Origin of the sequence: Pseudoalteromonas sp. SG45-1, from assembly GCF_014164135.1 — a bacterium.
Taxonomy (GTDB): Bacteria; Pseudomonadota; Gammaproteobacteria; order Enterobacterales; family Alteromonadaceae; genus Pseudoalteromonas; species Pseudoalteromonas distincta.
Map to the genome: position 1 here is coordinate 76,956 of NZ_JACJEP010000016.1, position 21,229 is coordinate 98,184.

The 21,229-nt window shown below is 39.7% G+C and carries 24 protein-coding genes; 9 read left to right on the forward strand and 15 right to left on the reverse strand.

Going from position 1 to position 21,229, the window contains the following annotated elements; all coding sequences use genetic code 11:
* Positions 1-8 precede the first annotated feature (8 nt).
* Together H5117_RS14005 and H5117_RS14010 are read right to left on the reverse strand one after the other, a co-directional pair.
* Positions 9-503, reverse strand: a complete 495-nt coding sequence (locus tag H5117_RS14005) for a hypothetical protein (RefSeq protein WP_024595087.1) — start codon at positions 501-503, stop codon at positions 9-11.
* Entirely contained in the window at positions 493-1,233 is a 741-nt protein-coding gene (locus H5117_RS14010) for an SURF1 family protein (RefSeq protein WP_182738403.1), read from the reverse strand. The genes H5117_RS14005 and H5117_RS14010 overlap by 11 nt, the downstream gene beginning before the upstream one ends.
* 14 nt (positions 1,234-1,247) lie before the next feature.
* Between H5117_RS14010 and H5117_RS14015 the strand changes: the two genes are divergently transcribed.
* On the forward strand, positions 1,248-1,556 hold the full coding sequence (locus H5117_RS14015) for a DUF2909 domain-containing protein (RefSeq protein ID WP_182738405.1): 309 nt from the start codon (positions 1,248-1,250) through the stop codon (positions 1,554-1,556).
* Here the strand turns inward: H5117_RS14015 and H5117_RS14020 are convergent.
* From H5117_RS14020 to lexA, 5 genes are all read right to left on the reverse strand, one after another.
* Entirely contained in the window at positions 1,459-2,334 is an 876-nt protein-coding gene (locus H5117_RS14020; protein WP_002959610.1) for a cytochrome c oxidase subunit 3, read from the reverse strand. The two genes, H5117_RS14015 and H5117_RS14020, sit on opposite strands and share 98 nt — an antisense overlap.
* Positions 2,335-2,369: 35 nt before the next feature.
* Positions 2,370-2,900 carry a cytochrome c oxidase assembly protein gene (locus tag H5117_RS14025; protein WP_182693454.1) on the reverse strand — a complete coding sequence of 177 codons (531 nt, stop codon included), beginning with the start codon at positions 2,898-2,900 and terminating at the stop codon, positions 2,370-2,372.
* The gene (ctaD, locus tag H5117_RS14030; RefSeq protein WP_002959615.1) at positions 2,900-4,492 is read right to left on the reverse strand and encodes a cytochrome c oxidase subunit I; all 1,593 of its coding nucleotides are present in this window, start codon (positions 4,490-4,492) and stop codon (positions 2,900-2,902) included. Before ctaD ends, H5117_RS14025 begins: the two co-directional genes overlap by 1 nt.
* Positions 4,492-5,634: a cytochrome c oxidase subunit II gene (coxB, locus tag H5117_RS14035; protein ID WP_182693453.1), complete on the reverse strand. Its 1,143-nt coding sequence runs from the start codon at positions 5,632-5,634 to the stop codon at positions 4,492-4,494. The genes ctaD and coxB overlap by 1 nt, the downstream gene beginning before the upstream one ends.
* Before the next feature lie 483 nt (positions 5,635-6,117).
* Positions 6,118-6,735, reverse strand: coding sequence for a transcriptional repressor LexA (gene lexA / locus H5117_RS14040; protein WP_024595093.1), 618 nt, complete (start codon positions 6,733-6,735; stop codon positions 6,118-6,120).
* A gap of 167 nt (positions 6,736-6,902) precedes the next feature.
* Here lexA and H5117_RS14045 point away from each other — a divergent pair, with 167 nt between their 5' ends.
* On the forward strand, positions 6,903-7,343 hold the full coding sequence (locus tag H5117_RS14045) for a PaaI family thioesterase (protein WP_149603343.1): 441 nt from the start codon (positions 6,903-6,905) through the stop codon (positions 7,341-7,343).
* On the opposite strand, the gene H5117_RS14050 is transcribed toward H5117_RS14045, so the two are convergent.
* Positions 7,344-7,724, reverse strand: a complete 381-nt coding sequence (locus tag H5117_RS14050; RefSeq protein WP_024595094.1) for a hypothetical protein — start codon at positions 7,722-7,724, stop codon at positions 7,344-7,346.
* A gap of 313 nt (positions 7,725-8,037) precedes the next feature.
* Between H5117_RS14050 and H5117_RS14055 the strand changes: the two genes are divergently transcribed.
* Positions 8,038-8,763, forward strand: a complete 726-nt coding sequence (locus tag H5117_RS14055; RefSeq protein ID WP_182738407.1) for a hypothetical protein — start codon at positions 8,038-8,040, stop codon at positions 8,761-8,763.
* Between the two features lie 62 nt (positions 8,764-8,825).
* Here H5117_RS14055 and H5117_RS14060 read toward each other — a convergent pair whose 3' ends face one another.
* Entirely contained in the window at positions 8,826-9,146 is a 321-nt protein-coding gene (locus H5117_RS14060; RefSeq protein ID WP_024599636.1) for a chaperone modulator CbpM, read from the reverse strand.
* Positions 9,146-10,114: a DnaJ C-terminal domain-containing protein gene (locus H5117_RS14065; protein WP_182738409.1), complete on the reverse strand. Its 969-nt coding sequence runs from the start codon at positions 10,112-10,114 to the stop codon at positions 9,146-9,148. Before H5117_RS14065 ends, H5117_RS14060 begins: the two co-directional genes overlap by 1 nt.
* Positions 10,115-10,346: 232 nt before the next feature.
* Here H5117_RS14065 and H5117_RS14070 point away from each other — a divergent pair, with 232 nt between their 5' ends.
* The 3 genes from H5117_RS14070 (at position 10,347) to H5117_RS14080 (ending at position 13,079) form a co-directional block, all read left to right on the forward strand.
* Complete coding sequence (locus tag H5117_RS14070) at positions 10,347-11,000, forward strand: endonuclease (RefSeq protein WP_149603346.1); 654 nt, start codon at positions 10,347-10,349, stop codon at positions 10,998-11,000.
* A gap of 100 nt (positions 11,001-11,100) precedes the next feature.
* Positions 11,101-12,708: a S41 family peptidase gene (locus H5117_RS14075; protein WP_182738411.1), complete on the forward strand. Its 1,608-nt coding sequence runs from the start codon at positions 11,101-11,103 to the stop codon at positions 12,706-12,708.
* On the forward strand, positions 12,708-13,079 hold the full coding sequence (locus tag H5117_RS14080; protein WP_182712894.1) for a hypothetical protein: 372 nt from the start codon (positions 12,708-12,710) through the stop codon (positions 13,077-13,079). The genes H5117_RS14075 and H5117_RS14080 overlap by 1 nt, the downstream gene beginning before the upstream one ends.
* Positions 13,080-13,150: 71 nt before the next feature.
* Here H5117_RS14080 and hmpA read toward each other — a convergent pair whose 3' ends face one another.
* Positions 13,151-14,332, reverse strand: coding sequence for an NO-inducible flavohemoprotein (gene hmpA, locus H5117_RS14085; protein ID WP_024605008.1), 1,182 nt, complete (start codon positions 14,330-14,332; stop codon positions 13,151-13,153).
* A 20-nt stretch (positions 14,333-14,352) separates the two neighbouring features.
* A complete protein-coding gene (locus H5117_RS14090) occupies positions 14,353-15,585 on the reverse strand; it encodes an NnrS family protein (protein WP_154904119.1) in 1,233 nt (410 codons plus the stop codon).
* A 279-nt stretch (positions 15,586-15,864) separates the two neighbouring features.
* On the opposite strand from H5117_RS14090, the gene norR reads away from it, so the two are divergent.
* Positions 15,865-17,421, forward strand: a complete 1,557-nt coding sequence (norR, locus tag H5117_RS14095) for a nitric oxide reductase transcriptional regulator NorR (protein WP_182716569.1) — start codon at positions 15,865-15,867, stop codon at positions 17,419-17,421.
* Positions 17,422-17,453: 32 nt separating this feature from the next.
* On the opposite strand, the gene H5117_RS14100 is transcribed toward norR, so the two are convergent.
* Positions 17,454-18,353 (reverse strand): LysR family transcriptional regulator, encoded by a 900-nt coding sequence (locus H5117_RS14100; protein WP_154904117.1) that lies wholly within the window; start codon positions 18,351-18,353, stop codon positions 17,454-17,456.
* 119 nt (positions 18,354-18,472) lie between these two features.
* Here H5117_RS14100 and H5117_RS14105 point away from each other — a divergent pair, with 119 nt between their 5' ends.
* Positions 18,473-19,039, forward strand: a complete 567-nt coding sequence (locus H5117_RS14105; RefSeq protein ID WP_182738413.1) for an NADPH-dependent FMN reductase — start codon at positions 18,473-18,475, stop codon at positions 19,037-19,039.
* Positions 19,040-19,060: 21 nt separating this feature from the next.
* Here H5117_RS14105 and H5117_RS14110 read toward each other — a convergent pair whose 3' ends face one another.
* Positions 19,061-19,501 carry a TerB family tellurite resistance protein gene (locus H5117_RS14110; protein WP_154904115.1) on the reverse strand — a complete coding sequence of 147 codons (441 nt, stop codon included), beginning with the start codon at positions 19,499-19,501 and terminating at the stop codon, positions 19,061-19,063.
* Between the two features lie 99 nt (positions 19,502-19,600).
* On the opposite strand from H5117_RS14110, the gene H5117_RS14115 reads away from it, so the two are divergent.
* A complete protein-coding gene (locus H5117_RS14115; RefSeq protein WP_002959647.1) occupies positions 19,601-19,981 on the forward strand; it encodes a hypothetical protein in 381 nt (126 codons plus the stop codon).
* Between the two features lie 2 nt (positions 19,982-19,983).
* Here the strand turns inward: H5117_RS14115 and H5117_RS14120 are convergent, their stop codons facing one another.
* The gene (locus H5117_RS14120) at positions 19,984-20,577 is read right to left on the reverse strand and encodes a hypothetical protein (RefSeq protein WP_182738415.1); all 594 of its coding nucleotides are present in this window, start codon (positions 20,575-20,577) and stop codon (positions 19,984-19,986) included.
* Positions 20,578-21,229: the final 652 nt, after the last annotated feature.

Genomic DNA, 21,229 nt, shown 5'->3' on the forward strand with positions numbered 1-21,229 from the left:
CAACTTAATTAGCTAGAACGAGAATAGTTAAGTAATTTTTTTAGATCTTTTAATAACCCTTTTTGTACTAAACGGTTTTCTTGTGGCTCGACCTTAAAGGGATATTCAAGTACCACTAACCCCATATGATCAATTAAATATAAACTTGCAGGGTTTAAACTCTGTTGTTCGGTAATAATTTTCCATGGTAGATTTTTATTGTCGGGGCTTCCCATTACAGCCATATCAACCTTGCCTTGGTTTTTACCAAGTGCCACATATAAGTTATTAAGTGCATTGAGTTGTTCGCTGCATGGGGTGTTACATTCGTTTGAATAATTAAGTGCGATAGTCCATTGTTTGGGATTATTTTGCGGCCAATTTTTAAGTTTTATTTCTTGGCTTAAAAACTCGCCATTATTAGTAATTGCAGTAGGCAACCAATCAAACTTTAATGCGCCATATGCCAAAATTAATGGGATAGCGCAGCAACCCACAAACAACAAAAGGGGATTATTTTTCATTATGTGTCCTTTTTTTACTCGCAAAAATAGCCACAACAGCACATGCAACAGCAATTAAAAACCATTGCAAAGCGTAGGCATTATGCTTTTGAGGGCTCATAACAACGGCCTCATAATGAGGTGTTGCAATCTCATCACCAGTACCTTGTCTGTAAACCATAAAATTAATTAATGATTGCTGGCTTTGAGTGCTCAGCATATTCAAGTCGATAGATTGGATTCTTGTAGGTAAGTCGTTATTTGTAGTTTTATCTTCAAGCGTAAAGCTACTTAAGTTATTTTCTTTTATTTGCGCTTTAAGAATAAAAACACCTGTAGGCAGAGTAACCTTTGGCAGTGCATCTCTAGATATAGGCGCTTTTACCCATCCTAAATTAACTAAAATCACTTTTTCTTCGGTGTCTGGCTTTAGTAAAGCAAGTAGGTCGTACCCTACTTGTCCGTTATAAACTTGATTATCTAAAAGCCAATATTGGTTTTGTACAAACCGCCCTTTTAACTCAACCAATACACCAGTTTTGTTCCAGCTATCAGGCAGGTTAAGTAATTGAGACCAGCTCATCACACCACGAGTCTGTTGCTTAGCAATGGCGGTTAGTTGTTGCTGCTTTTGCTCACCTCGCTCCAACTGCCAAAACCCTAATCGCACACATACAAGTACAACAACCACAACCATACAAAGTGTGATTAGTGAGCTAAGCTTTTGTTTGTGCCATAAAACTAACTGCATAAAGGGTCAACTCAGTGATTATTAAAATTATTATCGTACAGTTGTTAATATTTATACTTTTTAACTTATTTAGAGCATTGTTTATTATGGTCTCAGGGAAAACAGGGGGACGACCTATGTCTCACTTTTTAGGTCGTCGCGTATTGTTTTCGGTCGTTGTTTTAGTTGTTGTTATTGCAGCGCTTAAACTTGGTTTTATTAAAGCAAATAATTCGCCAATAAACGCTACAGCACATATACAAATACAAACAAACACAGCCACACCACATCAACAAAGTGCCAATACCAAGCAGCTGCTTGAAAAGCAAAGTGCTTATCTTTAGTAAAGTGCCCTTTTAATATCCGTAAAAATATTACAAATAAAAGTACGGTTCCAAGGGTTACATGCATGCCATGAAAACCTGTCAATAAAAAGAACGTATTACCGTAAATACCCGCATCTAGCGTTAGGTTAAGATCATTATATGCATGCATGTACTCCTCAACTTGCAGTCCTAAAAAGCAAACACCCAATAAAATAGTAGCGCCTAAAAAAACCTTAAGTGGAGTGCGTTTATTGTTTTCCATCGCTACGTGGGCAAAATGTAAAGTAACTGAGGAAGTAAGCAGTATTAAGGTATTTATAAGTGGTAAGCCTTGCCAGCCCATAGCTTGAGTAGTTTCGCCAGCAGGTGTTGAAACTAGCGGCCAAACGGCTTCAAAAGTAGGCCATAAAACCTCGTTAGTCATTGCATTATTGCCTGCACCTCCAAGCCAAGGTACCGACAATACGCGTGCATAAAAAAGCGCACCAAAAAAGGCCATAAAAAACATAACTTCAGAAAAAATAAACCAGCTCATACCTTGTCTAAAAGAGCGATCCATTTGTGCTGAGTACAAACCTTGGTCCGATTCACTAATTACATTTTTAAACCAGCTAAACAACATATACACAAGTACAGCAATACCGGCATAAAGCAGATAAACCCCGCTACCACCTTCTTTACCTACACTCATAACTGTTAAGCCTGCCCCTACTGCAATAAAAAACAATGCAACTGCACCTACAATAGGCCACGGGCTTTGCTCAGGTACGTAATAATGCTCATATTCTTGATTCATTTTATTTACTCCTAGTTTCACACTAGTTTAAAAAGCTAGTTATTACTTGCCACCAGCTGTTCACTAATATCAAATACGGTATAAGATAAAGTTAATTCTTCAATGTCGCTTGGCAATGCGGTATCAACATAAAAAAGTAATTTAAATTCAAGCTCTTCCCCTGCTTTTAGAGGTTGCTGATCAAAGCAAAAACAAGCTATTTTATGTAAATACTTTGCCGCTTTACCTGGCGAGACTGATGGTACAGCCTGCATTACTTTATCTAGATTGCTGTTATTTTTAGCACTAAACATTACTTCACGCATTGCACCGGGTTTTACCACTACACTGTATTCTTTTGATTTAACTTTAAACGGTGCACCACTTTGTGCGTGAGTAGTAAAGCTAACGCCAACTTCTCGGTTTTGTACTATTTGTGTACTTTGCTCTGCTTGCTCAAGCGAAGGCTTTCCATTAAGCCCTGTTACATCACAAAATACGTCATACAAAGGTACTAAAGCAAAGGCAAAGGCAAACATGCCTATGCAAATAAGTACCAAACGTTTGAGTAGCGGTGCATGTGTCATTACTTAATAACCGGCGGCGTAGAAAAAGTATGATATGGCGCTGGAGAGTCAACTTCCCACTCAAGGCCTTCTGCCCCTTCCCATACTTTTGCAGGCACTTTATCACCGCCACGCGCGCATTTAATTACCACAGCTACAAACAACAATTGCGATAAACCAAAGGCAAACCCACCAATACTTATGATTGCGTTAAAGTCGGCAAATTGAAGAGCGTAATCGGGAATTCGACGCGGCATACCAGCAAGCCCTACAAAATGCATAGGAAAAAACAGTACGTTCACGCTCACCAGCGATAGCCAAAAATGCCATTTAGCCAATGTGATATTAAACATATTGCCCGTCCACTTGGGCAGCCAGTAATAAGCCCCCGCCATTATCGAAAATACAGCCCCTGTTACTAATACATAATGAAAGTGCGCCACTACAAAATAAGTATCGTGATATTGAAAATCAGCAGGTGTAATTGCCAGCATCAATCCCGAAAAACCACCCAAGGTAAACAGCACAATAAACGCAATACTAAAAAGCATTGGCACTTCAAAAGTTATTGAGCCTTTCCACATTGTGGCAACCCAATTAAATACTTTTACTCCTGTAGGTACCGATATAAGCATGGTCGCGTACATAAAAAACAACTCGCCAGCGACCGGCATCCCAGTGGTAAACATATGATGAGCCCATACAATAAAGCTCAATAGTGCTATGGAGGATGTGGCGTATACCATTGAGGCATAGCCAAAAAGTTTTTTACGAGAAAAGGTAGGTACTATTGTAGATATAATGCCAAAGGCAGGAAGAATCATAATGTATACTTCGGGGTGACCAAAAAACCAAAAAATGTGTTGGAACATCACCGGGTCGCCACCGCCTGCGGCATCAAAAAAGCTGGTCGCAAAATACTTATCGGTAAGTACCATAGTGACAGCCCCTGCAAGCACTGGCATTACGGCTATTAATAAAAAGGCAGTAATTAACCACGTCCATACAAATAAGGGCAACTTCATCCATGTCATGCCTGGGGCACGTAAGTTCACTATGGTTACAATCACATTGATTGCGCCCATTATTGAGCTAATTCCCATAATATGTACGGCAAATACAAACAATGCAGTATTATCATTACTGTATGTTGTGGACAGTGGTGCATAAAAAGTCCAACCAAATGCAGGCCCCCCACCAGGCATAAATAACGATGCCAATAGGATTAGAAACGCAAACGGTAAAATCCAAAAGCTCCAGTTATTCATTCTTGGCAATGCCATATCTGGCGCGCCAATCATGAGTGGTATCATCCAGTTAGCAAGGCCTGTAAAGGCGGGCATAACCGCACCAAACACCATAATTAAACCATGCACTGTGGTCATTTGATTAAAAAAGTGAGGGTCGACCAACTGTAAACCTGGTTGAAATAATTCAGCTCTGATCACCATAGCCATTGCGCCACCAATTAAGAACATGGTCAGCGAAAAAATTAAATATAAACTACCTATATCTTTATGATTAGTTGTGTAAAGCCAGCGTTTAAAACCTTTAGCTGGGTGATGAGCATGATGAGCTTCATTGGCGTTAGGTTGTTCTACTATGCTACTCATTAGTTCGCCTCCACTTTGGCATCAAGTGCCGTCTGTATTTGACTCGGTTGAATAACATCACCCGTATCATTACCCCACGCATTACGTTTATAAGTAATAACCGCAGCTAATTGCTTTATAGATAACTGCTTGGCAAAAGCTTGCATTGCCGTACCGGGTCGTCCATGGATAACTACATCAATGTGATCTTTTATATCGCCAAGCACTATCGGGCTGCCTTTAAGTGCAGGAAATACGCCCGGTAACCCCATGCCAGTAGGTTGATGACATGCAGCACAATTAGCCATATATACTTGTTCGCCTAAAGTCATTAATTCTTCTTTTGGGAGGGTTTTATCAAGTAATGCGGCATCTGCTAATGCTGCTTTTTGTTTAGCCTGCTTTGCATCTGTAAGCCATGTTTTAAAATCAGCCTCAGATTTAGCGACCACCACAACGGGCATAAAGCCATGGTCTTTACCACACAACTCAGCACATTGGCCTCGGTAAGTACCTTCTTCGTTTATGTTCGTCCATGTTTCGTTTATAAAGCCGGGGTTCGCATCTTTTTTAACTGCAAAATCAGGTACCCACCAAGAGTGAATAACATCGTCAGAAGTCATTAAAAATCGTACTTTTTGATTTATTGGCAGTACAAGAGGCTTATCAACCTCAAGTAAGTAGTTAGGATTTTTATCTGCAAGATTCGCGATTTCATCTTGCGGGGTAGATAAAATAGAGTAGAACTCTACATCTTCGCCCATATATTCATAATGCCATTTCCATTGCGAACCCGTAATTTTAATAGTGAGATCAGCTTTGCTGGCATCTTCCATTGCAATTAGGGTTTTAGTGGCTGGTACTGCCATAGCAATTAAAATAACAAACGGAATTGCAGTCCAAAGTATTTCTACTTTAGTGCTTTCGTGAAATTGGGCAGGTACAGCCCCTTTAGATTTACGGTGATGAATAAGTGCCCAAAACATAATTGCGAACACTATCACCCCAATCACACAACATATTATAAATATGGTCATGTGCAGCTGATATACATTATTGCTTATATCGGTTACGCCTTTGCGCATATTGTATTGGCTGTTAGCCAAAACTGGGTGCGAAAAAACACATAATATAAGCCACAAGGTAGAGGTCAGTTTACCCATGTGACGGCTCCTTTGATGCTATTGCGAATGCAAAGCGAAGAGGCATACGGCTTAAACGCCAATTCGTTATTTTTATTTTTTTAGCCAATCTTATTTAATATTGATTGGTTTTGCTGCGCCAACAACGAGTTTGTGTATATTGTGTGTTCTCAAAACTAAAAAGCTGTGAGTTATTATTAGCTCAGCACATTAACAATTAGCTAAAAAACGAACAACAAGCAAGTTTTAGTATAAAAAACAATCAGGTGATATTGAATAATTAATAAAAAATCGGTAATCAACTGAGCAACAGAAAGTTCAAAATATGAGCAAAACAAAGGGGTTTAACGCATTCGGAGGGGGAAAATATAAGTGCAAAAAAGTTTACAGCTTAAATAGTCAGTGGGCTGTTTACGCCCTATTTTTAGTACAAATTTTAAAACAAAAATGCGTACTAGTTAGTACGCATTTATAAAACTGCTTGTTTAAAAGCTATTTTTAAAGTCACATCCAATCAGCGTTTCTTATAACGCCAACGGCTAAGCCTTCAATATTAAAAGACTCATTCTCAAGATCTACTTCAATAGAGTCAAAATCGTCGTTTTCAGCATGAAGTAATACTTTACGACCCGCTTTCTCAAGACGTTTTACAGTTACGTCTTCGTCTAGGCGGGCAACAACAACTTGTCCGTTTTCAGCGGTTTGAGTACGATGTACAGCAAGTAAATCACCATCCATAATGCCAATATCTTTCATGCTCATACCGTTAACGCGTAGTAAAAAATCTGCAGCCGGTTTAAACATTAATGGATCGATTTTGCAGTGACTTTCAACGTGCTCTTGCGCCAAAATAGGTGAACCAGCAGCAACACGCCCTATAAGCGGTAAACCTAATTGTTCTGGCTCTTCTTCTTCAATTAATTGAATACCACGGCTTGCACCTGGTTTCATTTTAATTGCGCCTTTTTTAGCAAGTGCTTTTAAATGTTCTTCAGCAGCATTGGCACTTTTAAAACCTAATGTTTGCGCTATTTCAGCACGTGTAGGAGGCATACCAGTGTCTTTAATAAAAACTTTAATTAGTTCGAGTATTTGAGCTTGGCGGTTCGTTAATGGTCGCATACAACTGGTTTTCCATACAGTACATTTAACTGTGAGTATATACAGTTAAATAAAAATCGCAAATTTAAATTAAGCCTTAAAATAGCTAAAGTAATTTCACTTGTGTACATTTCAAGGATATAACTAAAGCTAAGTTTATAAATGATTAAAAATGCAAAGGAGACATTATGAGTATTTGGTACCAGCCCATCACCTTAGAGCTGTGCAAGCAGTTAGAACAAGGCATTAATGGCCAAGGAACATTAATGAAAACTATGGGGATAGAGGTCACAGAAATTGGCGATGATTATTTGGTTGCCACAATGCCGGCAATTCCTGAGCATCATAACCCAATGGGCATGGTTCACGGCGGTGCTAACGTTGTACTTGCCGAAACAGTTGCCAGCTATGCCGCTAACTTTGTTGTCGATTTTACTAAATTTTACTGTGTAGGTCAGGAGATTAGCGCAAGTCATTTAAAAGCATCTCGCAACGGCACTTTAACAGCAACGGCTAGAGCGTTTCATATTGGCAAACGTAGTTCAGTATGGGAAATAAAAATTACAAATAGCCGCAATGAGCTGTGCTGCGTATCAAAAATGACCGCAGCAGTCGTAGAGCGAAGATAGTTACTTTTCGATTGGGTAAATGGTAATTTCCATACCCGCACCAATCGCAGATATACGCAATAATGTATCTGCATCTAAGGCTTGATTAAAGCACTTAGGAGAAGTCCCTGATTCAAAACCAATATCAAACGTTCTACGTGAACAGCTTAACCATTGCTTTAGCGCATTACGCGAACACGATTCAATAAGCTCACATATATGGTTTATGGCTTTATCAGGTGTGCTCACCTCACCTGTAGCTTCAATACGCGCTAGTTGACGGTATTCGTCTTTGTCATAATGTAAAATCGTCGCGACTTTTTTCAAGTCCGCCACTAGCAAACTAATATCTTGCTTTGATTCAAGCTCAAGATCTACATTTAAAAATTGAATTTCCGACATCGTTTCGTATTTATCCTCTAATAATTTCATTGCAAACTTTAACGCAGTTTTACCGTTATACCAAATCAACTATGCTCTATTAACCACTTTATATGGATATTTCGCAGCTTTTAAGTATTTTTTAGCATTTAAAGCTAGCTGGATATCAAATATTCAGCTCAATTAAACAGATAAGTCATGTTAGGAATTTAAGTGTAATCTTTTTTATTTTTAAATTATTACAGTAAGCTATAGTTTAAACTGCGACAAAATGTCGCAGTAACTTATCCTATTAATGTAATAAACTAGCCTCTAAAAATAATAAGACTAAAACATGAATAAAAAAATATTTAAACATGCTCGCAAGTTACATAAATGGTTAGGTTATTTATTAGCACTACAAATTTTAGCATGGTTACTAGGTGGTTTAATTATGAGTGCAATCCCTCTTGATAAAGTTCATGGGGAGCATCTTGCAACACGTACTCTTAATAACCCATTTACGCAGGCTGATTATGTTGCCTCCCTTGACGATATTGCCTCTCAGGTGGTTAATCCAACACAAATAATTTTTGAGAACTTCTTAACTACACCACTTATTACTGTCTTTAGTAATAACGAGCAGCAAAGCTTCAATGGCATAACAGGCCGACCATTTGAACCGCCAACTAAAATACAAATTACCGCAAATGCTAAAGCACACTTACTTATTGACGCTCAAGTAACAAGCGCTGTACTACTAAAGCTAGGTACGCGGGAAGTCGGATATAAAACCAATGTTTGGCAGGTCCAATTTGACGACACCTTTAACACAACACTGTACTTGTCAGAAAATAACGGCAAAGTTGTCACCGTTCGCAGCACGCTATGGCGAATATTCGACTTTTTTTGGATGTTACATATTATGGATTACGATGAGCGAGAGAATTTTAATAATCCACTACTTATTAGCTTTTCAGCAACTAGCGTACTTTTTTGTTTAAGTGGAATATTATTACTTATACAAAATATACGACTAAAACGATTTATCCGAATTAAAAATAAGAATAAATCAAAGTAGTCATATTGGTTTTTGAGAGCTAGCGCCCACTTATCAAAGAGTAAATAAGCCTAGGGCTTATTTTATTCCAAGTGCTTAAATCGACTCAAATGTCGCTTTAACATTTCGTTTTCGAAAATCAACTCATCACGCTCATCCAGCAATTGTAAAACTAAAGCTATTGCCGACCAATCTAACGAAAAGTCATGTTGGATACGGGCCGCTTTTTTAACTAAGGTCACTGCAGATACCGTAAATTGCCACTGCGTAACATGATCCCCCTCAATTGGAACCGCAATATTATGCTCAACTAGCTCATATAAAATTGCTTCGCTAATATCACTGCTCAAACATAGCTCTTTGCTAGTAAGTAAATCGTCTTTTTGTGTCACAATAATTTGCATTATGCCTTGCTCCAGTTATTACGGGGATTAAAGTGAGCTTTTTTGGCTAATTCTTCCCACAGTTTTTTACTGGCATCATCAACAGATGTTGGATTAACAATTTTAAGCACAGCAAATAAATCACCTTTAGCTTTTTTACTCATTAATCCCTTACCTTTAATACGCAAGCGTTGACCAGACTGACTATTAGAAGGAATAGTTAATTGGATGTTTCCTGTCAACGTAGGTAAATTTAGCTTTGTACCAAGAGCCGCTTCCCATGGTGCAAGAGGGACAACTATATTTAGGTTATGACCTTCAACATCAAATAATGGGTGAGGCACTAAACTAATTTGTAAATACAAGTCGCCATTTTGCCCATTAGCTGCCCCTAATCCGCCTTGCCCTTTTAGTCGAATTCGCTCGCCATTTACTGAGCCTGCAGGAATTTTCACTTTAAGTGATTTTTTAATTTCAGTGACACGGCCACTGCTGTCTCGCTGCGGTAACATAAACTCAACAGGCTTAACGGTATCAACTAAAGTCTCTTCAAGAAAAATTGGGAACTCTATTTCCACATCTTGTCCTTTTTGCGCGCGAGCGGCGTTACTTCTGCTCTGCCCGGAACGATCGAATCCACCAGCTCCGCCAAACATTGAATTAATAAAGTCAGAAAACTCTTGGTCGGTTTGAGGATCGCTTTGCTGATAATTACTTTGCGAAGAGGCATTGTTACCACCATAATGGCCTTGCTGTTGACGAGCACGATTTTGTTGATGACGACGTAACTCATCGTATTTAGTGCGTTCTTCTTTGTTATGAATGACTTCGTAAGCTTCTGCTATTTCTTTAAACTTATCTTCTGCTTGAGGCTCTTTGCTTACATCTGGGTGATATTTTCTGGCTAACTTTTTATAAGCAACTTTAACCGCTTTATCATCTGCATCAGGCGATACTCCAAGCACTGCATAATAATCAACAAATTTCATTTGCAATCCAAATCCTCATATTGAGTAAGCTTTAAGCATACTCCTTAACGGGTAACCTTGTGTGGTTAAAATACGATAAATAGTGAGAAATAAATGAATAGTGAAAGTAACTTTGAGTAAAAAAATTAATCAGGCACTTTTTATTAATATAAGCGTAGGCCTTAAGTTAACTTTATCTTTTATCTTCAGGGCTTTAAACTGCCTATTCCTGTAGTTCACATTTGTGATGGATATGACTCGATTTATTCTGGCCTTATTGGCTTGTTGTGTGTGCGTTTCGGTATCAGCCGAACAATTTACCCGTTTTTCAACGGCTAAAAGACATTTAATTAAAACCCTACCTGACAACGCCAAAAGCATTTACTGCGGCTGTGATATTAAAAAAGAAGGCAAAAAACTCGTTCCTGACCCGTCTAACTGTGGTTACATTCCTCGAAATACCCTTACCCGCTCAGGTAAAGTAAATGTGCGAGCACTACGCATTGAGTGGGAGCACATTGTTCCGGCGTGGGAATTTGGTCACCAGCTACAATGCTGGCAAGATGGCGGGCGTAAAAACTGCCGTAAAGTAAGTGCTAAATTTAGAAAAATGGAAGCTGATATAAATAACTTAGCGCCAGCTATTGGCGAAATTAATGCCGATCGCTCTAATTATCGTTTTGGTATGCTTAGCGAAAACGCCACACAATATGGCCGTTGCGAAGTAAAAGTAAACTTTAAGCAACGTGTAGTTGAACCGCCTGTTTATGCACGAAAACGTATAGCTGACACCTACGCTTACATGCAAAAAACATACGGTTTAAAAATCTCTGATAAACAGCAAAAGTTATTTAATGCATGGCAAAAGCAAGCATTCGCAGATACAAGTAGTGCGAGCAAACTCTAAGCTTTAACACTCATTTACATAAATCAAAGTTATAAATGTTGAATAAACGAGCGAGTGTTGTAATATTTTAAACAACTTATTTACAAAAAAGCCCTTAACTATGTTTAAAAATAATAAAACCTCGCTTGCCATTTTCACTGCATTTGCGGGCTTTGCTTTGACCGGTTGTGGCGGCGGCGGTAGCGGTATCGACTCAGCCCCTGTAGTTACAACACCTGTTAGTAGCAGTCCAACATGGACTGCGGGTGTATTTGAACCCTCTAACGATTTAAAAAACTTTTGCGAAACCCCGCGTACGGGTAACGATCCCTTTAATAACAACGAGCCTTACCCAGATCAAGCCGGTTCTGCCCTTTACGAAAAACTCTGGCTTCGCTCTTGGAGCGACGAAACCTACCTTTGGTATGATGAGATTGCCGATAACGATCCTGAAAGCTTTGCCACAGTAGCCGATTATTTTGCCCAATTAAAAACAGAGCAGCTTACCGACTCAGGAGCAAAAAAAGATAACTTTCATTTTTCAGAACCTACTGAAGATTACTTTCAAGAAGCGCAATCGGGCGTTACTTCTGGTTACGGTATAAATTGGGCGTTTATTGGCGATACAGCCGACCGTATTTTACGCGTCGCTTATCTTGAAGATGATTCTCCTGCAAGCCAAATAGGCTTTCAACGTGGTGATACTGTACTTTCAGTTGACGGTGTTAGCATTAATACCAATACACAGTCGGGTGTAGATACGCTTAACGAAGGTTTATTTAGTCCTACTAACGGCGACTCACATACTATTGTTGTACGCAGTAACGATGGCGCCGAAAAAACATTTAATGTAACCGCTGGCAATATTGAACAAACACCGGTTCAAAATGTTAAAACGATTACAACCGCAAATGGTTCAAGCGTGGGTTACATGCAATTTAATAGTCATATAAGCATTGCCCAAGAAGGGCTTATTGATGCAGTAAATAAGTTTAAAACCGATGGTATTGATGAGCTTGTAATCGACTTTAGATATAACGGTGGTGGTTTATTAGCACTGTCGGCACAATTGGCTTATATGGTTGCCGGTAATGCCAACGTTAACAACCGCTTTTATTATCAAACTCAACAAAACGATAAACAACCCGTTGATTCGCCTTTTCCATTTATTGATGAAGAAATAGATTACTCTACTTTTTTTAGCACAGGTGAAAACCTACCTGATTTAAACTTATCGAAGGTTTATGTATTAAGCACATCAGGCACCTGTTCGGCATCAGAAGCTTTTATTAATGGTTTAAAAGGTATAGACGCAGAAGTTATTTTAATTGGCGATACAACCTGCGGTAAGCCCTATGGCTTTACCCCAACTCATAACTGCGCAACAACCTATTACACTATTCAATTTAGTGGGGTAAATAGCAAAGGATTTGGCGAATACGCTGGGGGTTTTACACCAACCCCTACGCCACAATTTGATGCTGATGTTCAAGGTTGTGAAATTGAGGACGACTTTGATCATCAGTTAGGCGACAGTGACGAGGCCGTTTTAGCCACCGCATTGTTTCATGTTGAAAATGGCAATTGCCCAATTAGAACGGCTGCTGCAAAAGCAGAGCCAGCTAATTTTTCAAGCTCTCGTGAATCTCTCATTCCTTTAAATATGCCTGAGCAATTTACCCAGCGTAATATGGACTTAACTTGGCCAACACTGAGTGAGGAAAGGTAATGGATAAATTATTACTCCCATTAGCTACCTTATTCGCTTTAGGTGGATGCCAAAGTGTAAATAGTGATCCCGCTAAACCCGCTATATTAACGAGCGTTAATCCTAGCGTTATTGCAACACTACAACAGGCAATTCAACAAGCTAAGGGAGGCGCATTAGTAACACTTTCCGATTCCGTATTTACTAAACGTAGCGAACTGCTAATTGATCATGCAATGAGTAAAGGGTCTGATGGCAGAGTAATTATGGGCGCGCATAATATAAAATCTGAGAAGTTTATTTTGCAACTACGTAATAACCAATGCGAGCTTTACTATCCTAAAAAAGAGCTTACTACAGTACTTGAAGGTGTGACCTGTAAAGAGTTATAAGGCACTTTATTAGCGTTTATAAAAAGGCGCGCAGCACATCGCTGTACGCCTTTTTCTATTTTAAAGCGTTATTACAAGTCTTCATGCGGACCAAACACTTCATAATGAATCTGCTCGTTTTTAACACCTAGTTCAAGTAACTGCTTTTTTATAAATGCCATAAAACCGGCAGGACCACATAAGTAAAAGTCGCCATTACTCAATGGTAGCTGTGCTTGTACTGCATTTAGGTTCATTAACCCAGTAAAGTCAGCGCCCTCTGTCGCTTGGTTAAACCACGTTATTGTTTTCAAGTGGTTATTCTGCGCTGTTAGATCATATAAATATTTTGAAAACGAATGTTGCTGAGTATTTTCGCAAGCATGTAAATACATAATCTCTTGATTAGAATTGTCGCTTAATAACGTTTCAAGCATAGCCAGCATTGGCGTTTGCCCAACACCTGCTGAAATGAGAACCACTGGACTTGTGTTATTGCGTAAAAAGAAGTCTCCTGCCGGCGGGTATAACTCAACAATAGTGCCTTGCTCTAATGAGTGTAAATAATTAGACACCATGCCAGGCTTTGGCTGTAGCTCTTTTTTAACACTAATACGGTAGTTTTTAGCGTTACTTTTTTGTGAAATAGAATACTGGCGAATTTCTTCATATTCAGCGCCCTCTGGCTTAACTTTAATACCTAAATACTGCCCTGGTTTATGTGTAATAACAGCTTCGCCATCAACTGGCGTAAGTGTAAAACTCGTTACTAGTTCTGATTCGGCCTGTTTGTTGGTTATTTCAAATTGCCGAGTTCCCGCCCAACCACCGTGTTTATTTTTACTGTGCTCATACAAAGCAGCTTCTTCGGTTATACAAATATCAGCAAGTACGCCGTAAGCTTCGCGCCAAGCGTATTCAACATCGGGAGTAAATTGCTCAGGAAGAAGCTCTTTAAGCGTACCAATTAAGTGTGCACCTACAATAGGGTAATGCTCAGGTAAAATATTCAAGCTTGTATGCTTATGATTAATACGTGTTAGCGCTTCTTTTAATACGGCTAAATTATCAATATTTTGTGCATACGCAGCCAATGCATTAAAAAGTGCAAATTGCTGACGACCTGTATCTTGGTTCGCCATATTAAAAATATTTTTAAGCTCAGGATTATGACTAAATAAACGCTTATAAAAATGATCGGTAACAACCGTACCCGCCTGCGCTAATAACGGAACTGTGCTTTTTACAATCTCAATGGTTTTATCAGATAACATATGTATTTCCTATGGATGAACTAACCACGACGCCCATCAACACGACGCCGCGTTAATATAGGTGTGCAGTGAATTAAAAATAATGAAAAAGCTACTAACCACAGCAAAGCACTTATTTGCCAAGCAAGGTGAGGCCTAATAATAAAAGGGAGTAATGAACGAGTAATAGCGGCCACAAGCAAAAATGCAAAAGCAACAGCCATGTAATGAGGAATAGCGAGTATCCGCCCTGTATGACCATGCGATACACGCGTCATCATTGCTAAAATCATCATACCTATTGTGCCAATAGTGATTAAGTGCAGCGCATCTTTAAATTGCATTGCACTGCTATAAAAGCTAAATGCAACCATCATTAACCCTACGCCTAACGCTAAGTAGGAAAAATGCAAAGACCATAACAACGGCACTCTCAATACCTTGCTATCCCACCAACAACCAGCCCTAAGCAGGTGAAGCGCAGCAACAGTTGCAACAACTAACGCAGGATTAATCGTGTTCAAAAACAACTTGTTGATGAAAAATAAAGTGATAGCCACAATAGATAAATACATAACAGCTTTATCTATTTTAGGAGTGCGAACTTGTGCGGCTAACCCCAGACCTTTAGCGGTAAAAAATGGTAAAACGCGGCCCGCAACAATGCCAACTAGTAAAGTAATAACCAGCACTGCGGTATCAACCACACCAAGTGCAAGCTGCATGTTTTGTTGTAAAACAAGTATTAAATACAATACATTGAGCCCACAAAGCACAGCTAAAATAGCTAAAAACGGATAGTTACTTTTGCTATTGGCTTTTAATAACATATTAGCCAACGCGGTTATGGCGCCTAGCCACCAAATAACTTGTAATGTAAGTGCAGCATATAAATTAAAATGAGCAATATCTGGCAGTACTACAAAAAATGCTAAGCGCGCTGCAAGCCATATAAACGTAAGCCACATAAGGGCTTTGCCACTTATGCTCGGCACGCCTGTCCACGTTTGTGCTGCGGTAAGTAAAAAGCCAACAGCTACAACTCCTGCAAAGCCAAACAGCATTTCGTGCGCGTGCCATAATGTCGCAGGTATCGATAAGTGCCAACTTGCATGGCCTGTTAAAATAAGTAGCCAATACCCCACTGACAAAAATGCCAATAAGCCACCGCCTAAAAAGAAAGGCCTAAAAGCTAGCATCCATAACGGCCATTGAGATACTTGATGAATAGCAACGCGTGCTGGCATTGGCTCAGTTAAGTTTATAGGGCGCATTATTTTATTTCCTGCCCTACACCATACTGAGCAAAAAAGTATTCAGCGCACGCTAGTGCCTCATGCAGTGAACTAAACTGTGTTTGATTATTTAAATTATTCAGCATTAGTGTGTTCATGGCGATCTCTGTAACTAACTACGTTACTTAGCTATTACACATACTGTGCCAACAAGTTTAATTAATTAAATTCAACAAGTTAAATTAAATCACTTTACAGTGTGAGTCTTTATGACCTACTATAAATTAACTCATAAAAACACAAATAGGTCATTTTGACGTGAACCAGCAATTCAACCTTACACAAGTTGCTCTAGAGCTTGCTCAAAGTACACTACACGAGCATAGCTTTGATAAATTACTAGCAACGGTTGAGCGGGTTATTCCAAGTGATGCAAGTGCGTTATTAGTGCTTCAGGGCGAACAATTAAAACCACTGGCAATTAAAGGATTAATGCCCGACAGTTTAGGCAGACGATTTAAAATAGTAGAACACCCTCGCCTAGAAGCTATTTGCAAAAGCACACTCGCGCTTCAATTTGCGCACGACTGCCCACTACCCGATCCATACGACGGATTACTATTAGCTAAAACCGGCGACATACCGGTACATGCATGTTTAGGTTTACCTCTTTATGATAAAAACGCGCTACTTGGCGTACTTACGTTTGATAGCCTTAACGCCAATGCATTTAACAGCATAAGCGCTGATACACTCAATACCTTACAAACGCTGTGTAGCGCGCACTTTAAAACGGCCTTAGAACTTGCCCATTACAAACAGCATGCACAGCACTCAAGTGCATTAGTACAAGAACTAAATCGTGAAGCATTAACACGTGACGGCGGTGAAATTATTGGTCAAAGTCCACTAATGCAAACACTTAAAAACGAAATTAAACTCGTTGCAGCATCTAACTTTAGCGTGCTTATATTAGGTGAAACAGGGGTAGGGAAAGAGCTTGTTGCACGTAATATTCACTTAAATTCAGCTCGCAAAGATCAACTGCTTATTCACTTAAATTGTGCATCGCTTCCCGAAAACCTCGCTGAAAGTGAATTTTTTGGTCATGCGAAAGGGGCTTTTACAGGCGCACAAAATTCGCGCCAAGGTAAATTTCAATTAGCTGATGGCGGCACGTTATTTTTAGATGAAATTGGGGAACTACCCCTTGCCATGCAAAGTAAACTATTACGAGTGCTACAAAGTGGCGAAATACAAACGGTAGGAGAAGACACGCCAAAGTACGTAGATGTACGCGTCATTGCCGCAACCAACAGAAATTTAAAAGAAGAAGTAGCTCAAGGTCGCTTTAGAGCCGATTTATACCATCGCCTCAGTGTCTACCCTATTACTGTGCCACCACTTAGTAAACGCGAGCACGACATAACACTCTTAGCTGGTTATTTTATTGAGCAAACAGCCCGTAAATTAGGGATAAAACAATTAAAACTAAGCCCTGAAGCGCAAGTACTGCTTAATCAGTACAGCTGGCCAGGTAACGTGCGCGAGCTTGAACATGTCATTAGCCGCAGCGCCCTAAAAGAAAAACAAAGCCAATGGCAAAATCCGATAATAACCATTACAAGCGAGCACTGTGACTTAACACCGAGTGCGCCGCAAAACTCTCTAGTAGCAAGCCAAAGTACAACCAACACCTTAATCAACCAACCTTTAAAGCAAGCTGTAGAATCGTTGCAATACAACGTAATTACCGAGCAATTAAAGAAGCATAACTACAACTGGTCAGCAGCAGCAAGAGTACTTGAATTAGATAGAGCAAACTTAGTACGCTTGGCTAAACGCCTAGGGATAGAAGTAAAAAAAACACTATAATCTTTTAAAATACAGCTAAAACGCTGCTAAAACTATTGATTAGCAGCTAACTTACTAAAGTGTGTTTTTAACAACCCTGCAAAAGCTTGTACTTTAGCAGTGCGATGCACTAAGTGATGTGTGACTAACCATACATCGGTAGGCCAGCTTAACTCACTGTGTAATATAGGCACTAAATCAGGATATTGCGCCGCTACGTCATGTTGTAATCCGCCAATGCCTAGCCCTTTAATGATTGCACGAGTCGCTTCTGCAGTTTCAGATACTCGCAGCTTTATTTGCGATGCAGGAATGTGCTCATCAGCCCATGCAAAATAAGGCACGCGGGCATTAAAACCAGCCACGCCCGATACAAAGTTATGTTGTTGTAAATCACTTAATAATTTAGGCATACCGTATTTATTAATGTAACGTTTATTAGCGTATAAACCCGATGAAAGCTGCGCCAAATGCTGAGCAATATAATCGCCTTCATCAGGCCTTGGGCCTGCACGCACTGCAATATGTGCTTGTCCGTGATCGAGCCTTAGCCTTTTTTGTTCTAAAATAACCTCAAGCTGCACTTGTGGATGTAGCGCCTGAAATTGCTCACATACATCACCAAGGACATCCATGAAGCCACTTACCGTCGTTAGCAACAAACTACCTCTAAGGGTGCTATCGGCCGCTACTATATCGTTATGTAACTGCTCTAAGGAGCTATGGATTGTTTGTGCTGTTGCAAATAACTTGGTGCCAATTTCAGTAACCTTGTAGCCACGAGCATGGCGATGAAAAAGCCGTGCATTTAAGTTTTTTTCAAGATTATTAATTCGCCTAAGCACTGTGCTGTGGTGCACATTAAGCTCCTCGGCCGCTGCTGTTAGCGTGCCTAACCGTGCTACTTCGAACGCAACTTTAACGTCTTGCCAATCTTCAAATTTTATCGCCATGCTGCCTACCTTTTACTTATGTGCATATACGCACATAAGTGTTGCGTTTATTAGGGTTTTCTACAAGTGAAATTTTGTTACATTAGTCATGTAACTTAAAACATTAAAAGGCCACTACCATGTCAGCACCAAAAATTATCGCCCTAGCTGGAAGCCTTCGCCAAGAAAGCTTTAATCAAAAAATTATTAATGAGGCAGCACGTTTTGCTCTACAAACAGGTGCTGAAGTAGAAGTAATAAAACTAAACAAATTAAACATCCCACTATTTAACGAAGATATTGAAGCGCAAGGTACACCAAGCGATGTACAGCTTTTAAAAGATAAGCTACGTACAGCCGACGGTATTTTACTAGCAAGCCCAGAGTACAACGGCTCTATTACCGCAGCACTAAAAAATGCGATTGATTGGGCATCGCGTACAGAGCAAGGTGCTGTTCCTGCTTTTCGTAATAAAGTGGTTGCTTTGTTTGCAGCATCGCCTGGTGGGCTTGGCGGCTTACGCGGTTTAAATCATGTGCGTGATATATTAAGCGGTATTGGATCGTTAGTACTTGCCGATCAACTTGCAGTACCCGCTGTGCACACACTGTTTAATGAGAATGGGCAAATAAATGAACCTGTAACGGCTGAAAAAGTATCAGCCCTCGCTCATCAGTTAGTAAGCGTTGCAAGTAAGTTAAGATAACTTGCACGCCTAAATAACTAATTACTTTGTCGCTGCTATTTTGGCGGCGATAAAGTCGGTGTGCGTTACATATAAAAGCCCTGCTACTTTACGTATAACGTAGTCTTCTTGGGGATCTATTTCTCCATCGGCATACGCTAAGCGCCATAATAACTCTATTATTTCTATTCGCTGCTCCGCGCTACAATGCTCATTAATCTGTTTTGAAAACTGAAAGTAATCTATCGAATCATCTAAGCTACTTGCCGCATTATTAGTAAGCTCATTAACCTCAGTGTCTGTTAAATTAAAGTACTTTTTTAAGGTTACAGTCAGGGTTCGTTGTTCATCATGTTCAAGCTTGGTATCTGCGCGCATAACTTCAATTAATAATGCAGCAACCGCTGTTTTTAAGTCGTGCTCTTGCATACTTGGCTGCTGTTCATCGAATACAGCAAAAAGTTGTTTTATTTGTTTGAACATCACACTTTCCCTTTTTGGGTGTTAGACTAATACGTAAAGAAATCGACCTTATTACTCTTATTAATGGGTATAAAGTTCGCAAATTAAAGGATACATTTTATGAAAGGAATAAACACACCACGCTTATTTATAGGCGCTACGCTGGTGGCCCTTTCGAGTGCAAATACTGCACTTGCTGAAAAAGCCGAAACCGAGAAGCTCTACGACTTTGATAACAAAGTACATTACTACCAAACACAAATTGGCGAAGACAACTATAAAATAGAAATCCAGTCAGACGATTACAAACACTTTACCAATCAAAGTGTATTTTTGTTACGTCATGCTGACCGTCTATGCCGAGGCAATACCTTTATGTTGAAAGTACTTGAAGGCGTGCAAGAGTACGAACGCTTTCCAACAAAACCACGCGCTTACCAACCAGATTTAAGTGTTTTACTCCAATGCGAAACTAAAGAAAATACAAGTAAGGGTAAGTAACCTTAATCTTTATAACCCCAAGGTGCTGATGGTGGAGTAATTGGTTTAGTTAAATTAAAATCCACCTTAAATTCACGTCCTTGGCGAATTAATCGATAAGTAAATACTTCTGGGTAAATATACATTTGCCATGTATTTCCTACAGACTGCGCAAGACCTTGTTTTACAAATAACTCTTTAGAGTATTGGTCTGCTGGAAACGACTGCATTTGCGCGAACCCTGCATCAAGCGTATGGCCACCATACATAGTTGATGCGTCGTCTGTTCCATCTTTATGACGGTGATCGTGCTTTAAACTCAAGCCGCTACCCGTTTTAGTTATGATCCACGTACGTGATGCATCGTCTCCTACATGAAACGGTACTTGTAACTCAGTCTCACTACATTTACGTACATGCATAACCAGTTTTTTATCTGTAAATGAGCTTGGGCCTTTCGCGTTATCTACCGCTACTTCACCTTCAAAAGCTTTACCACAATGCGCTGCAATACTATTAAAAAAGGCATCATGAGTAGGAATAGACACTAACGGTGCAGGGCGTGCAAAGGCTGTCGATGAAGCAAGTAATAAAGTTGCTGCAGTTAATAATTTCATTTGTTTCTCGTTATAGTTATTTTAAAACACCTGTAATAGTACAGTTTTCTTAAGTACTTTATTAGAAGTATCTAAATAAAAATGAGAACAGGACAACTAGATAAAATTTTAAGTAATGATTAACGACTAAATATCTCTGCACTCATTAACAATCCTACTTTTATAAATATTAATTGCACACTCCGAGATGTGATTTTAACGTCGGGAGTCGCTACGCTCGAACGACCCACGTGATGGATGTTGGTATGAGTGTGTGTTAACTGCGCACATTTCACTTTTCTGCAGATGTAAAAAAGCCCGACTATTTCTAGTCGGGCTCTCTACAATGTGAGGTCGGTGCGCTACGCAGTAGGATGTCGTAGTGCCCACAGCGGTAGAAAGTCGTAGTGCCCACAGCGGTGGAGAGTCACATAGCAAATTCTACTGGATTGGCCCACTGAGATATTGAGGGATTTTGCTGTGATTTTAACGTCGGGAGTCACTGTGCTCGCCCGGCCTACGTGATGGGGGTTGCTGTGAGTGTGTGTTAATTGCGCACATTTTACTTTTCTGCAGACGTAAAAAAGCCCGACTATTTCTAGTCGGGCTCTCTACAATTTGAAGCCTGGTAATGTCCTACTTTCACATAGCAAATGCTACACTATCATCGGCG

What these genes read in the sequence shown, in the direction of transcription:
- H5117_RS14005 (WP_024595087.1), bottom strand. Translation starts at nt 503, where the DNA reads ATGAAAAATAATCCCCTTTTGTTGTTTGTGGGTTGCTGCGCTATCCCA.
- H5117_RS14010 (WP_182738403.1), bottom strand. Translation starts at nt 1,233, where the DNA reads ATGCAGTTAGTTTTATGGCACAAACAAAAGCTTAGCTCACTAATCACA.
- H5117_RS14020 (WP_002959610.1), bottom strand. Translation starts at nt 2,334, where the DNA reads ATGAATCAAGAATATGAGCATTATTACGTACCTGAGCAAAGCCCGTGG.
- H5117_RS14025 (WP_182693454.1), bottom strand. Translation starts at nt 2,900, where the DNA reads ATGACACATGCACCGCTACTCAAACGTTTGGTACTTATTTGCATAGGC.
- ctaD (WP_002959615.1), bottom strand. Translation starts at nt 4,492, where the DNA reads ATGAGTAGCATAGTAGAACAACCTAACGCCAATGAAGCTCATCATGCT.
- coxB (WP_182693453.1), bottom strand. Translation starts at nt 5,634, where the DNA reads ATGGGTAAACTGACCTCTACCTTGTGGCTTATATTATGTGTTTTTTCG.
- lexA (WP_024595093.1), bottom strand. Translation starts at nt 6,735, where the DNA reads ATGCGACCATTAACGAACCGCCAAGCTCAAATACTCGAACTAATTAAA.
- H5117_RS14045 (WP_149603343.1), top strand. Translation starts at nt 6,903, where the DNA reads ATGAGTATTTGGTACCAGCCCATCACCTTAGAGCTGTGCAAGCAGTTA.
- H5117_RS14050 (WP_024595094.1), bottom strand. Translation starts at nt 7,724, where the DNA reads ATGTCGGAAATTCAATTTTTAAATGTAGATCTTGAGCTTGAATCAAAG.
- H5117_RS14055 (WP_182738407.1), top strand. Translation starts at nt 8,038, where the DNA reads ATGAATAAAAAAATATTTAAACATGCTCGCAAGTTACATAAATGGTTA.
- H5117_RS14060 (WP_024599636.1), bottom strand. Translation starts at nt 9,146, where the DNA reads ATGCAAATTATTGTGACACAAAAAGACGATTTACTTACTAGCAAAGAG.
- H5117_RS14065 (WP_182738409.1), bottom strand. Translation starts at nt 10,114, where the DNA reads ATGAAATTTGTTGATTATTATGCAGTGCTTGGAGTATCGCCTGATGCA.
- H5117_RS14070 (WP_149603346.1), top strand. Translation starts at nt 10,347, where the DNA reads ATGACTCGATTTATTCTGGCCTTATTGGCTTGTTGTGTGTGCGTTTCG.
- H5117_RS14075 (WP_182738411.1), top strand. Translation starts at nt 11,101, where the DNA reads ATGTTTAAAAATAATAAAACCTCGCTTGCCATTTTCACTGCATTTGCG.
- H5117_RS14080 (WP_182712894.1), top strand. Translation starts at nt 12,708, where the DNA reads ATGGATAAATTATTACTCCCATTAGCTACCTTATTCGCTTTAGGTGGA.
- hmpA (WP_024605008.1), bottom strand. Translation starts at nt 14,332, where the DNA reads ATGTTATCTGATAAAACCATTGAGATTGTAAAAAGCACAGTTCCGTTA.
- H5117_RS14090 (WP_154904119.1), bottom strand. Translation starts at nt 15,585, where the DNA reads ATGCGCCCTATAAACTTAACTGAGCCAATGCCAGCACGCGTTGCTATT.
- H5117_RS14100 (WP_154904117.1), bottom strand. Translation starts at nt 18,353, where the DNA reads ATGGCGATAAAATTTGAAGATTGGCAAGACGTTAAAGTTGCGTTCGAA.
- H5117_RS14105 (WP_182738413.1), top strand. Translation starts at nt 18,473, where the DNA reads ATGTCAGCACCAAAAATTATCGCCCTAGCTGGAAGCCTTCGCCAAGAA.
- H5117_RS14110 (WP_154904115.1), bottom strand. Translation starts at nt 19,501, where the DNA reads ATGTTCAAACAAATAAAACAACTTTTTGCTGTATTCGATGAACAGCAG.
- H5117_RS14115 (WP_002959647.1), top strand. Translation starts at nt 19,601, where the DNA reads ATGAAAGGAATAAACACACCACGCTTATTTATAGGCGCTACGCTGGTG.
- H5117_RS14120 (WP_182738415.1), bottom strand. Translation starts at nt 20,577, where the DNA reads ATGAAATTATTAACTGCAGCAACTTTATTACTTGCTTCATCGACAGCC.